Origin of the sequence: Psychrobacter fulvigenes (genome assembly GCF_904846155.1) — a bacterium.
Lineage (GTDB): Bacteria > Pseudomonadota > Gammaproteobacteria > Pseudomonadales > Moraxellaceae > Psychrobacter > Psychrobacter fulvigenes.
Map to the genome: position 1 here is coordinate 86,322 of NZ_CAJGZP010000001.1, position 17,823 is coordinate 104,144.

The window sequence follows — 17,823 nt, forward strand, 5'->3', positions numbered from 1 at the left end:
TTGTTAAATAGCCACTTATTAATTGCTACTTATTAATAGTTATTTATTCGACTTGACACCAATAGACTGAAAGTAGGCGCTGACCGTTTCGGGTACCCAATTGATATCGAATTTTTGCGCTTTTGATTGTTTACCGATTGCTTGCTTGGCATCAGGTTGGGTGCTGTCTGAGCGATAACGCAGATACCCAATATGCCCACCGTGGTCAGTCTCCAAAATGGTCACACTATCTGAGACGTCATTTGGCGTGGCGGTAAAGCCGATAAAAGGATCGTCTTTCGCGCTAATTAATAGTAATGGACGGGTCACATTCAATAAGTAAGGTAGGGCAGAAGCGGTGCGATAGTAATCATTGTTAGAGCGATAGCCATGACGCGGCGCGGTAAAGATATGATCAAAATCACTGATACGCTTGACGGATTTAATAGAGGCAATCTCTTCTTTGGTGATGTCGTTTGCCAAGGCTTTTTTGATAATAGGGTTGAGCAAATAAGGCGTGTAAATACGGTGGCTTAAAAAGTTGTGCATGGTAATCGCCGCCGAGGACATATCGACGGGTGCAGAGATGACCGCCGCGCCTTTACATATGGCGTCGTCACCATACTCGCCCATATACTTTGCTAAGGCATTGCCACCAAGTGACACCCCAACTGCGTAAATATTGGCGTATTTTTCACGCAAGTTTTGTAGCATATGATGCACCTCGCTTGTGTCGCCCGCGTTATAAAACACTTGTCCGTTGGCAGGGATGCCGCCGCAGCTGCGAAAATGCGCCACCACAAAGTGCCAACCTTCACTATGCATCTGATACGCCAATGCGCGCGCATAATGACTATCACTACTGCCTTCCATACCATGAAACAGCACGATTAATGGCGTTTCTTCTAACTGATCTATCTCGGTAGAGGTGCTTACAGGATGTGCATCATAAAAATCATAGGCAATATCGGTTTCATCCAATGAGTCTTTTCTGATGACGCGTCTATAATTAGGCGTTTTGGGTGCAAAAAACTTGGGCAAGATACTTTGTAGATGCGGATTGGTCAACCAAAACGGCGGTTTGAAGGGAGTAGGAGCGAATGGCTTTGCGGTGTTTGAAGGTTTTGAAGTGTGCATAGGTCAGTCTTATATAAGTTGTTATCAAAAACAGTGACTTATCATACCGACTGGCAGGGTTAAAACCAATGATTTTCAGTGAACGCTTGGTTACTAAACAGGGATGGATTGCCGCAAAGAGCAGTTAATTACGCAGACGCAGCGGTGTTAAAAAACTGTAGCGCTGTTTCTGGCACCCAATTGGTATCTAACCCTTTGTCTTTCCAACGGACAAAGCCAATGTGACCACCATGCGCCGGCTCGTATAATATCACGCTGTTTGAGACATCACCTGCCGTAGCGTTAATACCCAAAAAAGGGTCGTCTTTAGCGGTGATAATCAAGGTCGGTTTGCTAATTTTATGCAGATGCGGCATCGCTGAGGCTTGACGATAGTAGTCATAAGGTGAACGATAACCCAAACGCGGCGCGGTAAAGGCCTCGTCAAACTCCTGAATGCGCTCGCTGGCGGTAATTTTATTGAGCTCTGTAACATCTAACTGCTGACTTAAAACCTTGGTCAGCATAGGGTTTAGTAAATAGGGTGTATATAGCCTGCGACCTATCAGGTTTTCCATCGCCGTTGTTGCTGATGCCAAATCAAGCGGCGCTGATACCACTGCCGCGGCTGCACAAATAGCATCATCAGCATAATCTGCCATATAACGCGCCAATAAGTTGCCCCCTAGCGAGACTCCCACAGCATAAATAGTTTCGTAGCGCTCGGCCAGTACTTCCAGCGTATGATGGGTCTCTGCGCTATCACCAGCATGATAGACCACCTCATTGGACATTGGCACGCCGCCGCAGCCACGAAAATGTCCCACCACAAAGTGCCAGCCTTGCTGCTCGACATAAGTGGCTAGTGTTCGAGCATAATGACTGGCACTACTGCCCTCCATCCCATGAAATAATACTATCAATGGCGTTTTGTAACGTTGATTGTACTGCGGTTGCGGCTCACTATTATCGATGAAATCATAAGCCACCTCACTGATTTGATGAGAGTCTAGTATCAGCTCCCGACGATAGGCAGGATTATGTTTGACAAGGACAGTAGGCAAGATGGTTTGTAAATGGGCATTGCTGAGCCAAAAAGGCGGCTCGAAGGGCTCAAAGTTAAAAGTATTACCATTGATAATAGGCGGGGTTTTCAGTTCTGCTAGGTTAAGTACTGGCATGGCAACTCTCTTGGTTTGACTTATTATTTTATTGCTATTTATTTTGAAGACTAGCGGTGATTATTCATCTTCTAACACCCGCCCATCCATCGCTAATCGTTCTTTTAAGTTTTCAATGTCTTGCTCAGCGATAGTAATGGTCAGCGTGACTTGCTTACTATAATCGACATCATCAATCTGACCATTTAGATCCTCCACCACATAACGGCATTGGGCTTCGGTAGCAAAGTCAGCCAATATCTGTATTTGCGCCATGGGCACATAAGGCTGCAATGTCATTTTATCAACGGCCGCTTGCGCCGAGCCTGCATAAGCCCGGGTCAGACCACCAGCACCCAATTTAATACCGCCAAAATAACGCACGACAACAATAATAATATTGCCAATAGACTTATGTTGCAGCACATTTAATATGGGTCGCCCTGCTGTGCCATTAGGCTCACCGTCGTCATCAAAGCCGGCACTGGTGGTGTTCTCGGGATCACCAATGATATACGCCCAACACCAATGACGCGCATCAGGGTACTTCACGCGTAGTTGTTCCACGTGAAACATTGCTTGCTCACGGGAGGTGACAGGGTAAGCATAAGCGATAAATTCAGACTTTTTAATCTCAAGGCGGGCAGTGACTGCTTTTTGCAGGGTTTGATAACTCATGTTTTAGCTCATTTAAAATAACGACCCAAAGATAGGTGCTGGAGTTTCATTCTACTTTTATAAAATGAAATACACCCCATATTCTAACCGATGATACGCCTAGGTCTGTGTTGGATATGCTAAACTTGCATGATAAATACTGCTGTGATTTTGCTCACTATTTAGCGCAGTATCCTTTTATTATTCACTATAACAAAACCAATGGTAGCAAATAACATGCGTTTAGATAAATTTATTAGTAAAGCCACTGAGCTGTCACGTAAAGAGTCCAAAAAGATCCTGCACGCTGGTGAAGTGACTGTAAACGATCAGGTCATTAAAGATCCTGGTTTACACGTCGATATCACCAACGACGAAGTCATGTGGGCAGGCGAGCCGCTATCAGTCGCGACTGGCAATCGTTATATCTTATTGCATAAGCCTGAAGGCTTTGAGTGTACGCTGAAAGCGAAAGAGTATCCAATCGTCACCGAGTTGATTGCGGTACCAGAGCTAGACAGCTTACGTATTGCTGGACGCCTTGATGTTGATACCACTGGCGCATTACTCATTAGCGATGATGGCAAATGGCTGCACCGTGTCACCAGTCCCAAGCACGAGCACGCCAAGATCTATGAGCTAACGCTTGCAGAGCCGATGGACAGTGACGCGCAGGCCAATGCAGTCCAAAAGGTTGCCAAAGGCATCTTGCTCGATGGTGATTATGAAGAGACCAAACCTGCTGTCCTTGAGTTTATTGATGAGACTCATGCGCGCCTTACTTTAGAGCAAGGCAAGTATCATCAGGTCAAACGTATGATGGGCTATTTTGGTAACAAGGTCGTCGAGCTGCATCGAGCCAGTATTGGCCACATCACTTTAGATGGTCTTGATAAAGGTGACAGCCGTTTCTTGACCGCAGAAGAGGTCGCAAAGTTCTAATAGCAGATACAATCGAGTCTCCTTAACACCATCACCAGCAGATCGCTATACTCGAAAGCGGGCGGTCTGTTGATGTTGCTTGTGTCTTAAAGTTGAGTAGCAGTTTTGCAAAATAGAGCACTCAGTACTTATCAATCTCTTATAAAAAACTGCCAATGTGCTACAGTCTCAGTAGTTTGTTAATCTACTTTTTTACATAGTATTATTGGTTTTTTAGTCAATCCAAATCAGCGGCTTGTAAGCACGGATAGAGACTGACTACCACAATGTCTCAAAACCGACATAACCGATAGCTTTGTATCGATTCTGATAGGAATTCTATTGTGAAATTACCTGTATTTAAAACTGCCAGTGTCCTGAGTGCCATACTATTAGCGACCACTGCTTGCGCCCAACCTGGCGCGACCAAACCTGCAAATAACAACACTGCCCAAAGCAGCCAGAGCACCAAAGCAGCAGGCACAGTAAGCGCTGATATCGATAGCCATCTGCGCCAAGTACTCACCCAAGCGGGTATCAAAACCCAAATCACCTCTATCACCCCGTCTAATTTGCCTAATATGTACCAAGTAGAGCTCGTTGGGCAACCGCCGTTGCATATGACTGCTGATGGTAAATATGTCATTCAAGCAGAGCTTATCAAAAACCCCAATCCAAACCGTCTATCGAGCAAGACGCCAACGAGTATTGATAGCGCGCAAATAGGTAAACCATTCAATACCAATGCGAAAACCCCATTTTATTACACCGCAGTACCGGGCGTGATTTGGGGCGCAAACCTAGAAGGGGTGCCGTTCTTGGTATCCGATGATGGACAATACATCACTGATGGTGAAATATCAGTCATCGAAAATGGTCAGTTCATGGGATTGGATGAAGAATTTGAAAAACGAAAAAACCAATCGGTATTTAGCGTGTTAGATGAGTCGCAACTGATTACTTATCCAGCAACCACGGCTGAAAAAGCAGTGATATACGTGGCAACGGATGTGAACTGTCCGTTTTGTCGTCAGCTGCATAAGCAAATGGATGCGCTCAATAAAAAAGGCGTCACGGTGAAGACCATTGGCTATCCAATATATGAGCAATCACCTGAGCAAATGCGTGGAATCTGGTGCCAAGCTGATGAGTCAAGTCGCCGTAAAGCCTTAGATAATGCTATGTTAAAAGGCCAAATGACCCCTGCGCCAGCAGGTTGTAGTGCAGATCACATCATACCAAACCGTGACAAAGCAGCAGGACTGGCAGTGATGGCAACCCCTGCGATTTATCGTGAAGATGGGGTGTTGTTTCAAGCGAGTTTTGAGAGCCCTGAGTTTTTAGAGTTCCTGGGTGTAGAATAATACAGTTAATAAAAGCATAGCCAATAAAAACTGCCCCATGAGTCTGGCTCATGGGGCGGTTTTTTATGCTGAAATGTTAAGCAGTATCAAGCAGTATTTACGGCAACACCACATCGATGATTTTCCAATCAAGCAATCCTTGGCGCTGCATCTCTATAGTGAGAGGATAGCCTTTGATCTGTCCGCTAATGGTGAAGCAGTTAATACCGCAATAGCTCAGATTTGGCTTATCACTATCGGTACCTTGAGTTGCCTGTTGCTCTAACTGCGCCGCCTGTTTGCTCATCATTTGCTCGACTTGTTGTTTGACCACAGCATCGATATCTCCACGATGAATGATCAAATCTTGGATAAGGTTTTTGAGATCCATCTGATTGCTAGAGATGGCCCAAGCGGCTGCTAATTTCTTGGTGACAGTATTAGCCTGACCTTGAGTTTCGATCAACCTTTCGATATTTTGCGCGGTAATAGCGCCATCCACCGATTGCTCAATGAAGCTATTGGCTGCTTGAGTAAGAGGTTCACCGCCAAGCTCTGCAACGAGTGGGTAGCTGGCTATGGTGTTGGCAAAGTCACTGGTCAATTGATTTTTGATATTCGGCCTTAGCTGCTCATAATCGATTGCAGCAGCAATGGCTGCACCGTCTTTGGCATCATAAGCATTTTTTAGCTGATAGGCAGTGTAGTAAGGTGAGCCAGCATATACTGCCACTGCGATGACGACTAATAACATCAGTAACGAGATCAGCTTTTTCATAACTTTTAGTACCTTTTCGCAGACTTAATATACCAGTAGCGCGTTTAAATCGATAACCGTTTTACATTCAGCTGGCTATACAACTAAACAATTAATATTGGCGATAAATACTAGCATGACTTTGACTGACAAAGGTATGAAAATGTTACGGTGGATTGCTGTGTCACGAGAGATTTAATTTGCCTTTTTTATGCTATTCATAAGTTTTATACATGCAGTCAGTAATTTACTGACAGTAGCGCTTGATAATTCAGTAGGTCATCTCCATTAATAGCGCAAACTATTATACTTTTTATACTAACTGATTTGGTTAAACAGCACCACGCCGTTTCAAATTACAATCTTCAAGTTTTTCTCATTATTAATGACATCAGTTTGGATGTTTCATGTGAAACCACTATGAGCGTTTGGTTATAACTGGCCAGCGTGATAGTAGATAAGATTGTCAGCCGGCGTTACTGTGATGACGATAGGAGAGCCCATGAGTAAGCGCGATTTTTATGAAGTATTAGGCGTCAGTAAGACTGCAGATAGCAAAGAAATTAAGAGAGCATACCGTAAGCTGGCGATGAAGTACCATCCTGATCGCAACTCTGATGACCCTGATTCTGAGGACAAGTTCAAAGAAGCCTCAATGGCTTATGAAGTTCTCAGTGATGAAGATAAGCGCTCAGCCTACGACCGTATGGGTCATGCAGCCTTTGAAAACGGCATGGGCGGTGGCGGCTTTGGTGGTGCAGGCGCGGGCAACTTCCAAGATATCTTTGGTGATATCTTTGGCAACTTCGGTGACATCTTCGGTCAATCACGCGGCGGCGGTGGGCGTTCACGCCGTGGCTCAGACTTGCGTTATGTGATTGAGCTAACGCTAGAAGAAGCCGTACGCGGCTGCAAAAAAGAGATTAGCTTTACCGCGCCAGCTCCTTGTGATACTTGTGATGGTAAAGGGGCAAAAAACGCCTCAGACGTGGTGACTTGTCAGACCTGTCATGGTCAAGGTCAAGTCCGTATGCAGCAAGGCTTCTTTGCCGTGCAGCAGGCGTGCCCACATTGCGGCGGCACAGGTAAACAAATCAAAAACCCATGCTCCGACTGTCATGGTAACGGCGTAAAAGACAAGTCGCGTACGCTAGAGGTCTCTATTCCAGCTGGGGTAGACGATGGCGACCGCGTACGTCTGGCAGGCGAAGGTGAAGCGGGCGGTGCAGGTGTACAAAACGGCGACCTGTATGTTGAAGTCCGTGTGAAGCCGCATGATGTCTTTAACCGTCAAGGTGCAGATCTTTATATGGATGTGCCTGTTAGCATCACGGATGCTGCCTTGGGTAAAGAAGTTGAGATTCCAACCCTAGATGGTAAGGTGAAAATCAAGGTTGCAGAAGGCACGCAAAGCGGTAAGCTATTACGGGTGCGCGGCAAAGGCGTGACCCCAGTGCGTACCACTATGAAAGGTGATTTGATCTGCCGCGTGGTGATTGAGACGCCAGTGAACTTGACTCGTGAGCAAAAAGATCTGCTGCGCCAGTTCCAAGATACGCTTGATGGTGACAGCAAGCACCAACAGTCGCCACACAAAAAGTCGTTCTTCAAAAAGATCGGCGAATTATTTGACTAAATAATTTTTGCTCAAGATACTGTCTTGATTGGCATGACATTTCAAGCAAAGCCCAAAGGTTTCACATGAAACTTTTGGGCTTTTTATTGGCTGTATAAAAAACCATTCATGCTATGATATTTGTTAAACTTAACAGAAGTTTTTTGCAGATTACACATTAAAAATAAAGTATTCAGGATAAAAATATGAACCAACAATCACAGAGTAAAACAACCGATAAAACGATTAATGTTGGTGTTATCGGTGCAGGCGGCCGCATGGGGCGCATGCTCATCGAAGCGGTGCAAGATAATTCACAAACGACATTGAGTGCGGCTATTGAGCGTCAAGGCTCCAGCCTTGTCGGTGCTGATGCTGGCGAAGTAGCAGCGATAGAGCGATTAAACGTCAAGATAGTCGATGATTTGGTCGCTGTTATCAATGACATAGATGTCTTAATTGACTTTAGTCTGCCTGATGCCACCGAGCAAAACATGCAAACTTGTGCTGAGCATAAGGTAGCAATGGTCATTGGTACGACGGGCTTTAGTGAGCAGCAAGAGCAAGTGTTGTTTGAGGCCAGTAAGCACGTTGCCATCGTCTATGCAGGTAACTACTCAACGGGCGTCAACTTGTCATTAAAACTCTTGGGCATGGCTGCGAAAGCCTTTGGTAACAGTGCTGATGTTGAGATTATCGAAGCACATCATAAGCATAAAATTGATGCACCATCAGGCACCGCTTATATGATGGCAGAAGCCGTCGCAGAGGCACGCGGACAGAACCTAAAAGACGTGGCTATATACGGCCGTGAAGGGCAGACTGGTGCACGTGAAGCCGGCACGATTGGTATTCATGCTGTACGTGGCGGCGAGATAATCGGTGATCATACGGTGATGTTTATCGCTGATGGTGAAGTCGTTGAAATCACCCATCGAGCGCGGGCTCGTATGACCTTTGCAGCGGGTGCAGTACGTGCCGCTACTTGGGTGATTGAACAAAAAACAGGCCAGTATAATATGCAGGACGTTTTAGGGCTAAGTGAGTAGGGTCACTTGTTACTAACCACTTCACGCGAAAAATAAAGGCGGCATATATGAGCATCAATCAGTGGCAGGTAGGATTACGCAATAGGTCAAGCTGTGGTCTTACAATGGCTTATATGCGCCATGCAATGCTTGTTTTAAGCTTAGGAGTGCTATCGATTGGTGCTCAAGCTGCCACTTATCAAACCTACGTTATCCATACCTATGGCGGTGAGACATTACTGCCGGCTGTGCGCCAACAATTAAATAACAGCCGTGATGGTGGAAGCGCTGCGACCTATCAAGACAAATTAATACTAAAAACCACCGCTGCTAATTATCAAGCGGTACAACAATTACTAACGCAGATTGATGGTCAGCCGCAAGCATTGACCGTGGCGGTGCGCGTGGGCAATGATAGCAACGTACAAAGCAATATCCAGCAAGGCCGAGTGGTCATCAGTAACCGAGGGATTGCAGGTGCAGGCGTGATCAGTCAGCGTAATACCCAGCAGCAGAATAACAGCGTTTATCAGGTGCAAACTCTATCTGGCAGTGCTGCCAGTATCAGTATTGGCACACTCTACTCATTAACGCAAAACTATCAAGTTAATGGCTATCCGACTTATCATCGCCCATCAGGACGGATTACTATTCAGCAGCAAGTGTTATTGCCCACCACCCGAGGTATTGCTGTGACACCAAGGATTCTACCTAGTGGGCAGGTAGAGGTCACTCTGTCGCAAACAGAGGAGCAGCTAGCAAGCGTAGATTCATCCTATAACGGCAATGTTTACGCCAATAATGCTGCTATCAAACGCCAAGGCTTAAACAGCACAATTATTGTACCGCGTGGGCAGTGGGTCAATATTGGCCAGATCTCACAAAGCACACAAAACAGCACCTCAAGCTATGGTAGTAATAGTGTTTATAGTGGTAATAACAGCATGCCTATTTGGTTGTTGGTACAGTAGCTTGTTTTAGTCATTTATTAACCTGACCTGACATCCAAAAAGAGCGGCACTGCCAATAACAGTGCCACTCTTTTTATGCTATAAAGTATTATAGTTAATACACTTTAGAAATGACATAGCGCTACTGGAATGAATTTTGCGCAGCCTCTGGGAACGCAGCACGCAAGTAAAATTTATACCAGTAGCGCATCTCAATCTATAACAGTTTTATTTTCAGTTGACTATAGCACTCCAAGTGCTAATCGATATAAATCACTTCTAACGGCGGGAAGCCATTAAACTCAACCGATGAATAAGAGTTGGTATAGGCACCAGTAGTTAGCCAATAGATCTTATCACCAATCGCCAGCTCTTCTGGCAGCTGATAGCCTGCTTCTTCATACATAATATCAGTCGAGTCACAGGTTGGGCCTGCCAGTACCACCGTCCCTTTGCTGGTTGAGGTTTCCATCTTTGGTGTATATACAGGATATTTAATCGCCTCACCCAAAGTTTCTATCAGACCTTGGAACAAGCCTACATCGGTATACACCCAGCGAGTCAAGTCAGTATGTGCCTTACGTGAGATAAGCACCACCTCACTGACCAATACTCCAGAACCACCGACTAGTGAGCGCCCAGGCTCTAAGATGATCTCAGGCATGTCGTCGTTATAATCATCGCTTAGGTAGCGCTGGATCTCTTCGGCATAGACTTTTACTGGGTTAACTTCGCTGATATAGTTGGCTGGAAAACCGCCGCCCAAATTAATCATTTGTAGCTTGATGTTCTCTTCATTTTTCATCCAGTCAAACATATATTTGACCTTTGCTAAGGCATCATCCCACGCCGCGACGTCTTTTTGTTGACTGCCCACATGGAAGGAGATGCCATAAGGAACGAGGCCTAAATCACGCGCTTGTACCAGCAGCTCAAGAGCCATGTTCGGATGACAACCAAACTTACGTGAGAGTGGCCATTCAGCGGTATCTGAGCCTTGCACCAAGATACGCACAAATACCTTAGAGCCTGGTCCATGCTTAGCGATGTTCTTTAGATCCGCTTCTGAATCAGTGGCATAGAGCTGTACACCTTTCTCAAAAGCATATTTAACATGGTTTGCTTTTTTGATGGTATTGCCATAAGAGATACGAGAGGCGTCGACTCCGCAATCAAGCACGCGATCCAGCTCATAAATCGAGGCGCAGTCGAAGTTTGACCCAAGCTCCGCCAGTAAATTAATAACTTCAATGGCAGGGCTCGCCTTCATCGCATAATGAATCTTTGCATTAGGAAATAAGCCGACCATTTCATTATATTTAGTTTTGATACGGTTTAGATCCACTACCAATAAAGGTGTTTCACGACCTTCTGCCGCTTGAGTAAATTTTTGCCAATTGGCTTGATCAAAGTATTGATCGATTTTTATCATAGTCATGATACAGAACCCTTTAATAAGAAGAGTAGGCTACTGAGATTGGGTGATGAGAATTATAGAGATATATAACAGATTAGTATGAATAGCGAAAAATAAAAGCCTTAAAGTTTTTTAAGGCTAAGAAGGCTGAAACAAAAAATCTGACGGATAATAGGGCATGATGAGCAAAACAATTAAGCGTTAGTGGGTTGTGCTTCGCCTTGCTTTTCACGTATCTTAAGTACTTTGCGTACCTTGTCACGCGCGCGAGTTTGCTTTAGACGGGATAGGTAGTCGACAAAGATGACGCCGTTTAAGTGATCCATTTCATGTTGGATACACACAGCAAGTAAACCTTCGACTTCTTTATCAATGGCTTGTCCATTCTCATCTAAGGCTTCGATGCGCACTTTTTTAGGACGTTCTACTTTGTCATAAACTTCAGGTACTGATAGGCAGCCTTCTTCGTACGGCTCTTTTTCTTCTACCAATGGCGTCACTTTTGGATTGATAAACACCATCGGTTCATTTTTGTCTTCGGATAAGTCCATGACAATAAGCTGAATATGCCGATCGACTTGAGTGGCGGCTAGGCCAATACCCTGCGCATCGTACATGGTTTCGATCATATCAGCGATGAGGGTTTTAATCTCATCATTGACTTCTTTCACTGGCTTCGCAATAGTACGAAGGCGTGGATCAGGATAGCTTAAGATAGGGAGTAATGCCATGACGGCTCACCTCGATATTAGCGGGTAGAATAGGCGGTTTATTATAAGGTAAATGAGGGCAAAAGTAACATTAATCAAGACAGTTGCAAATCTATCTGTGTACTGGTGTGTCACAAGCTCCTACAAATATTCATTGCCTACTTATAATGAATTAGAAAATACGGAGTCAGACAAAAAAGACCTTACATTATGTAAAGTCTCTTTTTTTATCAATCTGTTTTTTATTAATATGTACTAATAGTTATCTCAAAAGCAATTATACGCCGCGTTTGCTCATAATCATCTCATATAAGAACAACAAGATAATGGCGCCAATCACTGAGAATATCAGACCTATGAAACCACCATCGGCATTGATACCGATAAGACTGGCGATAAAGCCACCCAACATGGCACCAACGATACCGAGTATGATGGTCATAATCCAGCCCATCGCATCGTTACCGGGCTTAATAGCACGTGCCAACAGACCAGCCACCAGACCGACGATAATCATCCAAATGAATCCCATGATACTTCTCCTAATTTTGTATGGTTAATTTATATTATTAATAAATGAATAAAAATTATTCTTATATTTAGATAGGTGTTTCTGATTTTGATAACGATATTGTAAACACTGAACCGCACAAAAAGTAGGTGTGAAATGTTACCAGTGTAGGGGCTATGTGAGAAAATGCCGTTATTTGCTGTTGTGCAGATAAGATAGGTAAATGGAAAGTTACAAAGGCAAAGCTAGAGAGACGAATAGATATCGGGATACTACTAGGGCGTGTCAGAATAAAAAATAGCGCCGTTTTCACTGAAAACGGCGCTATCATATTAATTTTGCGGCTATGATATGTCTTTAGATCTAAATAATTTGCTCGCGCAACGCTGTTAGTAGCCTTTGATGGATACCTTCAAAGCCACCATTGGACATAATGATAATGGCATCGCCAGCCTCTGCGTGTGCTGTTATATGCTCGATTATGGCATCTGTACTGCGAACAACTAGCTGATTACCTTTGTGCTCAGCATTTTCAATGACTTCTTTTAGACCCCATTCAAGACCAGCTGGCTCATACCATAATGTATGATCTGCCAGTGCTGCTGACTGTGCCAGACTGTCTTGATGGATACCCATTTTCATGGTGTTACTACGTGGCTCAATAATCGCCCATAAGCGTCTGCCCGACAGTTTCTTTTTGGCACCGTCTAAGGTAGTGGTAATGGCTGTTGGATGATGGGCGAAGTCATCAAAGACTAAGATGTCATTAATATCTCCGATCAACTCCATGCGACGCTTGATACCAGCAAAGGCTGACAACGCGGCGCAAGCAGTCGCTACATCTACGCCGACATTATAGGCTGCGGCGACCGCAACCAAGGCGTTGTTCACATTATGAATGCCGCTCATGGCCCAGTCGACGGTCGCTGTGGCTTGCTTATCTTCATTAAAGCTGACTTTAAATTGACTGCCATCTGCGGTGATCAGCTCTGCTTGCCAGTCGCTATCAGTTGTTTCGCTTGTTATTTTTGGCTGATTGGCTGACTGTTCATTAAGGAGAGATTTTTCGGTGACAGCAGTGCGCCAGATTGGTGTCCAGACCCCTTTTGCTAAAGTGTCTTCTAAGCTGATGGTGGCAGCAGGCATAATAACCTTACCAGTACTTGGAATCATGCGTACCATATGGTGGAACTGCGTTTGAATGGCATCAAGATCCGCAAAGATATCCGCATGATCAAACTCTAAGTTATTTAAGATAGCTGTACGCGGCCGATAATGTACGAACTTTGAACGCTTATCAAAAAACGCAGAGTCGTATTCGTCCGCTTCAATGACAAAGTAGCCTGGCTGCGTAGATGAAGTCGTCTCTGCCTCTGAGGCATCAGAGTCTTTATCTACTGTATCTGCACCCAGATAACTGCTATGTGCAAATACTTTTTGCAGGCGCGTATCAGTAGTATCCACTAAGGGTACGCCACCAATCAAAAACCCAGTATCGATACCAGCATAGTGTAGTATCCATGCGAGCATCGTAGTGGTTGTGGTCTTGCCGTGTGTCCCTGCCACAGCTATTACATGCCGTGACTGCAACACTTCTTCTGACAAAAACTGTGGCCCTGAAGTATAGCGCATGCCTTCATTGAGCATATATTCGACCACATCCATACCACGTTTCATGGCATTGCCAACCACCACCAAATCTGGGGCTGGTTGCAGGTGCTGTACAAGATAGCCCTCTTGAATAGTGACGCCAGCATTTTCAAGCTGGGTAGACATCGGAGGGTAGACATTGGCGTCTGAGCCTGTGACTTCATGCCCAAGTGCCCGCGCCAATAGCGCCAATGAGCCCATAAAAGTGCCACAGATACCAAGAATATGAATATGCATAGATGTTCCGCGCTCGGATAGATAATCGTTAAAAAAGAAGGGAGTAATGAGTGACGTTAGCGAGTAAATACTGCTTATTTTTTATTACTGTAGACAATTGAACTCACTATAACAGCGCTCATTGTAAAGTAAACCTCGATAGATGACCAATAAAAAAACGCCAAACAGGGAGGCGTTGGTTAGTCAAAAAACTTTAGAAAATATTACTTTTAGGCTGAAGTATGACTCAGAGAACTACTGCAATGCCCGACTCAAAAAAGCCATTAGTTTACGCGCTGACTCCCTGTGTGCTGCTTACTTGCGTGCTAGGGTGTAGTCAGTATTTGGCTTTTTATCGTCGTCTAACATAACCAGATGATTGCTTTGAATATTATAGCTTTCTATGTCTTTATTATCATAAACGACCGTGATGGTATTACTGTCCTGACGGTAAACACCGTGTTCAACCAAAGGGACTCTTGGCGTTTGTGGGTTCTCATAAACGCTTGTTTTTAGTACAGAGCTATCAGCAAATAAGTTTAGGGTTACTGATACACCATCACAAAAAGAGCAAGGTAATATACCTGCATAATCACCAATTAAGGTTGCCTGCAGAGTATTGTCAGGTTGGGGCTCCGAGATCATTGGTGAACGACGTTTTTGCGCGGAACTATCGGGTTTAGCCGCTGCTATAAGCGACTGGCCTTCATCTTCACTATCTGCATCTACACTGTCTGCAGAGTCGATACTAGAATCATCCATCTGGGCTGTGTCGTCAGCAGCGCCATCATCATTGGTTGCTGACTGTTGTACAGAGGCTTTTTGATTCACTGTGGTTGCAGTGGACGGCTTATCACAGCCTAACAACAGTAAACAAAACGGCAAGGGTAATAACAAACGACTGAAGCGTTTGATAGAAATAGTTAATAGTGGAGAAGTAGGCCCGAAAAAATTCATTATCACACCAACAATAAGCTAAAAATTATAAACGATGGCGACGCATATGCATGATTTAAAAATACTTACCTATATGGTAGCGCTAATCGCGCTCAGCATCGTTGTAAAAACGTCACAAAAGTCAAAACCACAATATTACTCTTATTTGGGCTTTTATCGCAAAAACTAAATCGCTGATACCAGATACGTAGCAATTTCTTAAGATTTGAGCAGTAAATACAAGAGGTGTTAAGACAGAAGGTAACTTATAACCGACAAACGGTGCTCAAGATAACAGAACAACCTGATGACTATGTGTGGTTTTTGTTATAAAGCAGTTACTTTTGACAATAAAAAAGCCACTGATAAAGGTCAGCGGCTAATGGATATTTTTAAAATTATAATAGTGCTAAGACCATCAGCTAAACCACATCAACAGCTATATGGCCAGAATGAGCTATATGATCAGAATGAGCTATATAACCAAAACTATTATCTACGAGCAGATAGCATAGGGCGCATGATTCGCCATAGTATTAATAGGTGAGTCAGTAATAGTACACTAAAAAGTATCAGCGACTGCTCAGGAATGCTTAAACCCAAAAAACGCCAGTCAACGGTGGCACATTCTCCAGAACCAGATAGCACTTCATTGAAAACCTGCTGCATAGGCAAGGTGTCTAGCCAGTAATCAAGACCAGGGCCGCAGGTAGGTACTTGATCAGGAGGTAGATGCTGTAGCCAAACATGACGTGCAGCGACGCCAGTTGACCAAACAATACCCGCCAGACTGCCAATCCATAATAGAAGCTTCACAGCGATAGATTTGGGATTTAACAGCGCAGCGATTAAAGCAAAACCGCCCATCACCATCAAACCGATCCGCTGAAACACACAGAGCGGGCAAGGCGAAAACCCCATATGTCGCTGCAAAAAGAACAATGCGAAGCTCATTCCGATCACGGTCATAATGACCAAAAACACTTGTAAATGGCGATAAGTGGTGAATCTTTGCATCTAGTACATACTCTTAGATAATGGTTGCTAACTAACTAACTTAGGCACAGCAGCAGGTCAAACCGCCTGCTGACTTATTAACGATACTGCTGTATGAAGTCCATAAAGTCTTCTGTTTCGGCTTTTTCAATCTCGGCTTGCTGCAGGATTGATTTTTCAGCCAACACCTCATATTTAGCTTGGGTATTTGGACTAAAAGCTTGCTGCAATAAAGCACCGCGATGCTGCTGCGCTAGGGTCAGTCCAAGCTGCCACATGCCGCCCAAACGCTCACTGTCAGCGTTGACTTGTGCGGAGATGGTTGACTCAGATTGAGCCGCTTTGCCTTGCATGAGTGCCAATGCTGCACGGTAGTCGTTGCCACCATAGTGCGCGTCAAATAGTGCTGCTAGCGGTAGCATGTTGTTTAGATGTTCAACCATCCAGCTCTGTAGGGGAATCTCTTTACCGTCATTGATGATATGTAAGTCATCACGGCGACCTTCATTGACCACACGCTCTAGGTTAATTGCCAACTCTTCATCTTCTGCAGGCAGTAAGTCAGGTGAGCTGTTAAACAAACAATATAAGGCCATGATCTCTAAAAAGCAGGCGCTCGATAAGCGGATACCGATATCACTATAGGGATCAAGGTCGATGGCGCGAAACTCAACATAAGCGATACCACGACGCTCTAAAGCTTCAGTTGGTGTCTCTCCGCGGTCAGCAATTTGCTTGGGACGAATAGGGCTATAATATTCATTTTCTATTTGTAAAATATGATCATTAATCTGTATTGGATTGCCGTCATCATCATCTAAGCCCAACTTTTGGAAGCTTTCATGAGGTGTTTGAATGGCACGGCGTAGACCCACGATATATTCTGGTAAATTATTATAACGAATATCAAGGTTTTCTTGCACACTATTGGTATAGCCCAGTCTGCCCATACGCAAGCTGGTGGCGGCAGGCTTATAGTAGGTTGAGTCGTTTTGAAGTATCAAATCATGCTCACGGCCCGCCAAAAAGCAAGGGGAGACGTTAGGACTTGCACCTAGTAGATAGAGCACGAGACTGGTCAAGCGCTTGAAGTTGCGAATCAGGCCGAGATACTTATCGTTTTTGAATTCTGTGAGAGTCAAATCGCTTGCTTCTGGTGTTTGTGCTTGCCATGACTCAAACAAACCATCACCAAATGATAAGTTATAATGTAGCCCTGCAATGGACTGCATGCGGCGACCATAACGTACGCCAAGACCGCTGCGGTATAGAGTTTTAAGCTTGCCAGTATTGGAGGTGCCAAAGTCTGCCAGAGGAATATCCTCATCTTCAGCTGAGCGCATGTAAGGCATGGACAGCGGCCACATCAGCTCTTCTTCAGGTAAAGCTCGATACACCAGTACATGTAGTTGGCGCAATACCATCAAGGTGTCTTTCGGGGAGCTCCTAGGGTCAGTGACCAGCTCAAGCAAATTCTCTGAATAATCGGTGGTAATAAATGGATGCGTCAGTTTTGATCCGAGCTTCTCTGGGTGCGGTGCTCGACTCAGATAGCCGTCAGGTTTGATCCGTAAGCCTTCTTTTTCGATACCACGCAGCATTCCAGTTAGATGTTGACTGCTCATCCAGTCTGGAGTTTTAAATTGGGAAAAATCACTCATAGTATGTCATCTATTGTTATTCGTTATGATATATTGCAACACCGTTTGTATTTACCCCTTTTGTTTATAAGGGTTGTACTCTGTCATGGCCGATGTTAAGAACCTTGTCAGTTTAGCCCAAAGCAGGGTTAAAAACTATGCACAATTACAAAATCAGTAACCTTTACTTTAGGTCAGCTCAACGGTTTGTGCGTATTTAG

Annotated in this window: 16 protein-coding genes; 5 read left to right on the plus strand and 11 right to left on the minus strand. The window is 44.5% G+C overall.

Annotated elements, in window-relative coordinates:
* Positions 1-39 precede the first annotated feature (39 nt).
* From JMX03_RS00420 to JMX03_RS00430, 3 genes are all read right to left on the minus strand, one after another.
* The gene (locus tag JMX03_RS00420; RefSeq protein WP_201593809.1) at positions 40-1,116 is read right to left on the minus strand and encodes a YheT family hydrolase; all 1,077 of its coding nucleotides are present in this window, start codon (positions 1,114-1,116) and stop codon (positions 40-42) included.
* A gap of 128 nt (positions 1,117-1,244) precedes the next feature.
* Positions 1,245-2,276, minus strand: a complete 1,032-nt coding sequence (locus JMX03_RS00425; RefSeq protein WP_201593810.1) for a YheT family hydrolase — start codon at positions 2,274-2,276, stop codon at positions 1,245-1,247.
* Between the two features lie 60 nt (positions 2,277-2,336).
* Positions 2,337-2,933: a YigZ family protein gene (locus JMX03_RS00430; RefSeq protein ID WP_201593811.1), complete on the minus strand. Its 597-nt coding sequence runs from the start codon at positions 2,931-2,933 to the stop codon at positions 2,337-2,339.
* Between the two features lie 216 nt (positions 2,934-3,149).
* Here JMX03_RS00430 and JMX03_RS00435 point away from each other — a divergent pair, with 216 nt between their 5' ends.
* Together JMX03_RS00435 and JMX03_RS00440 are read left to right on the plus strand one after the other, a co-directional pair.
* A complete protein-coding gene (locus JMX03_RS00435) occupies positions 3,150-3,854 on the plus strand; it encodes a pseudouridine synthase (protein ID WP_201593812.1) in 705 nt (234 codons plus the stop codon).
* A 323-nt stretch (positions 3,855-4,177) separates the two neighbouring features.
* Positions 4,178-5,197 (plus strand): disulfide isomerase DsbC N-terminal domain-containing protein, encoded by a 1,020-nt coding sequence (locus JMX03_RS00440; protein WP_201593813.1) that lies wholly within the window; start codon positions 4,178-4,180, stop codon positions 5,195-5,197.
* 97 nt (positions 5,198-5,294) lie between these two features.
* Here JMX03_RS00440 and JMX03_RS00445 read toward each other — a convergent pair whose 3' ends face one another.
* Positions 5,295-5,954 (minus strand): DUF2939 domain-containing protein, encoded by a 660-nt coding sequence (locus JMX03_RS00445; protein WP_201593814.1) that lies wholly within the window; start codon positions 5,952-5,954, stop codon positions 5,295-5,297.
* A gap of 481 nt (positions 5,955-6,435) precedes the next feature.
* Here JMX03_RS00445 and dnaJ point away from each other — a divergent pair, with 481 nt between their 5' ends.
* The 3 genes from dnaJ to JMX03_RS00460 all read left to right on the plus strand — a co-directional run bounded on the left by dnaJ (position 6,436) and on the right by JMX03_RS00460 (position 9,547).
* Entirely contained in the window at positions 6,436-7,569 is a 1,134-nt protein-coding gene (dnaJ, locus tag JMX03_RS00450; RefSeq protein WP_201576398.1) for a molecular chaperone DnaJ, read from the plus strand.
* A 185-nt stretch (positions 7,570-7,754) separates the two neighbouring features.
* The gene (dapB, locus tag JMX03_RS00455) at positions 7,755-8,597 is read left to right on the plus strand and encodes a 4-hydroxy-tetrahydrodipicolinate reductase (protein ID WP_201593815.1); all 843 of its coding nucleotides are present in this window, start codon (positions 7,755-7,757) and stop codon (positions 8,595-8,597) included.
* A 47-nt stretch (positions 8,598-8,644) separates the two neighbouring features.
* On the plus strand, positions 8,645-9,547 hold the full coding sequence (locus JMX03_RS00460) for a hypothetical protein (RefSeq protein ID WP_201593816.1): 903 nt from the start codon (positions 8,645-8,647) through the stop codon (positions 9,545-9,547).
* A gap of 238 nt (positions 9,548-9,785) precedes the next feature.
* On the opposite strand, the gene JMX03_RS00465 is transcribed toward JMX03_RS00460, so the two are convergent.
* The 7 genes from JMX03_RS00465 to gshA all read right to left on the minus strand — a co-directional run bounded on the left by JMX03_RS00465 (position 9,786) and on the right by gshA (position 17,623).
* Positions 9,786-10,958 (minus strand): type III PLP-dependent enzyme, encoded by a 1,173-nt coding sequence (locus JMX03_RS00465; RefSeq protein ID WP_201597663.1) that lies wholly within the window; start codon positions 10,956-10,958, stop codon positions 9,786-9,788.
* Positions 10,959-11,137: 179 nt separating this feature from the next.
* Positions 11,138-11,674 (minus strand): peptide deformylase, encoded by a 537-nt coding sequence (def, locus tag JMX03_RS00470; RefSeq protein ID WP_201576393.1) that lies wholly within the window; start codon positions 11,672-11,674, stop codon positions 11,138-11,140.
* A gap of 256 nt (positions 11,675-11,930) precedes the next feature.
* On the minus strand, positions 11,931-12,185 hold the full coding sequence (locus JMX03_RS00475) for a GlsB/YeaQ/YmgE family stress response membrane protein (RefSeq protein ID WP_201576390.1): 255 nt from the start codon (positions 12,183-12,185) through the stop codon (positions 11,931-11,933).
* A gap of 342 nt (positions 12,186-12,527) precedes the next feature.
* Complete coding sequence (gene mpl / locus JMX03_RS00480; protein ID WP_201593817.1) at positions 12,528-14,051, minus strand: UDP-N-acetylmuramate:L-alanyl-gamma-D-glutamyl-meso-diaminopimelate ligase; 1,524 nt, start codon at positions 14,049-14,051, stop codon at positions 12,528-12,530.
* Positions 14,052-14,345: 294 nt separating this feature from the next.
* Entirely contained in the window at positions 14,346-14,987 is a 642-nt protein-coding gene (locus JMX03_RS00485; protein WP_227695056.1) for a copper resistance protein NlpE N-terminal domain-containing protein, read from the minus strand.
* Positions 14,988-15,458: 471 nt separating this feature from the next.
* Positions 15,459-15,983 (minus strand): disulfide bond formation protein B, encoded by a 525-nt coding sequence (locus JMX03_RS00490; protein ID WP_201593818.1) that lies wholly within the window; start codon positions 15,981-15,983, stop codon positions 15,459-15,461.
* A gap of 77 nt (positions 15,984-16,060) precedes the next feature.
* On the minus strand, positions 16,061-17,623 hold the full coding sequence (gshA, locus tag JMX03_RS00495; RefSeq protein WP_201593819.1) for a glutamate--cysteine ligase: 1,563 nt from the start codon (positions 17,621-17,623) through the stop codon (positions 16,061-16,063).
* Positions 17,624-17,823: the final 200 nt, after the last annotated feature.

Coding starts and splice junctions, on each gene's coding strand:
- JMX03_RS00420 (WP_201593809.1), bottom strand. CDS start 1,116: ATGCACACTTCAAAACCTTCAAACACCGCAAAGCCATTCGCTCCTACT.
- JMX03_RS00425 (WP_201593810.1), bottom strand. CDS start 2,276: ATGCCAGTACTTAACCTAGCAGAACTGAAAACCCCGCCTATTATCAAT.
- JMX03_RS00430 (WP_201593811.1), bottom strand. CDS start 2,933: ATGAGTTATCAAACCCTGCAAAAAGCAGTCACTGCCCGCCTTGAGATT.
- JMX03_RS00435 (WP_201593812.1), top strand. CDS start 3,150: ATGCGTTTAGATAAATTTATTAGTAAAGCCACTGAGCTGTCACGTAAA.
- JMX03_RS00445 (WP_201593814.1), bottom strand. CDS start 5,954: ATGAAAAAGCTGATCTCGTTACTGATGTTATTAGTCGTCATCGCAGTG.
- dnaJ (WP_201576398.1), top strand. CDS start 6,436: ATGAGTAAGCGCGATTTTTATGAAGTATTAGGCGTCAGTAAGACTGCA.
- dapB (WP_201593815.1), top strand. CDS start 7,755: ATGAACCAACAATCACAGAGTAAAACAACCGATAAAACGATTAATGTT.
- JMX03_RS00460 (WP_201593816.1), top strand. CDS start 8,645: ATGAGCATCAATCAGTGGCAGGTAGGATTACGCAATAGGTCAAGCTGT.
- JMX03_RS00465 (WP_201597663.1), bottom strand. CDS start 10,958: ATGATAAAAATCGATCAATACTTTGATCAAGCCAATTGGCAAAAATTT.
- def (WP_201576393.1), bottom strand. CDS start 11,674: ATGGCATTACTCCCTATCTTAAGCTATCCTGATCCACGCCTTCGTACT.
- JMX03_RS00475 (WP_201576390.1), bottom strand. CDS start 12,185: ATGGGATTCATTTGGATGATTATCGTCGGTCTGGTGGCTGGTCTGTTG.
- mpl (WP_201593817.1), bottom strand. CDS start 14,051: ATGCATATTCATATTCTTGGTATCTGTGGCACTTTTATGGGCTCATTG.
- JMX03_RS00485 (WP_227695056.1), bottom strand. CDS start 14,987: ATGAATTTTTTCGGGCCTACTTCTCCACTATTAACTATTTCTATCAAA.
- JMX03_RS00490 (WP_201593818.1), bottom strand. CDS start 15,983: ATGCAAAGATTCACCACTTATCGCCATTTACAAGTGTTTTTGGTCATT.
- gshA (WP_201593819.1), bottom strand. CDS start 17,623: ATGAGTGATTTTTCCCAATTTAAAACTCCAGACTGGATGAGCAGTCAA.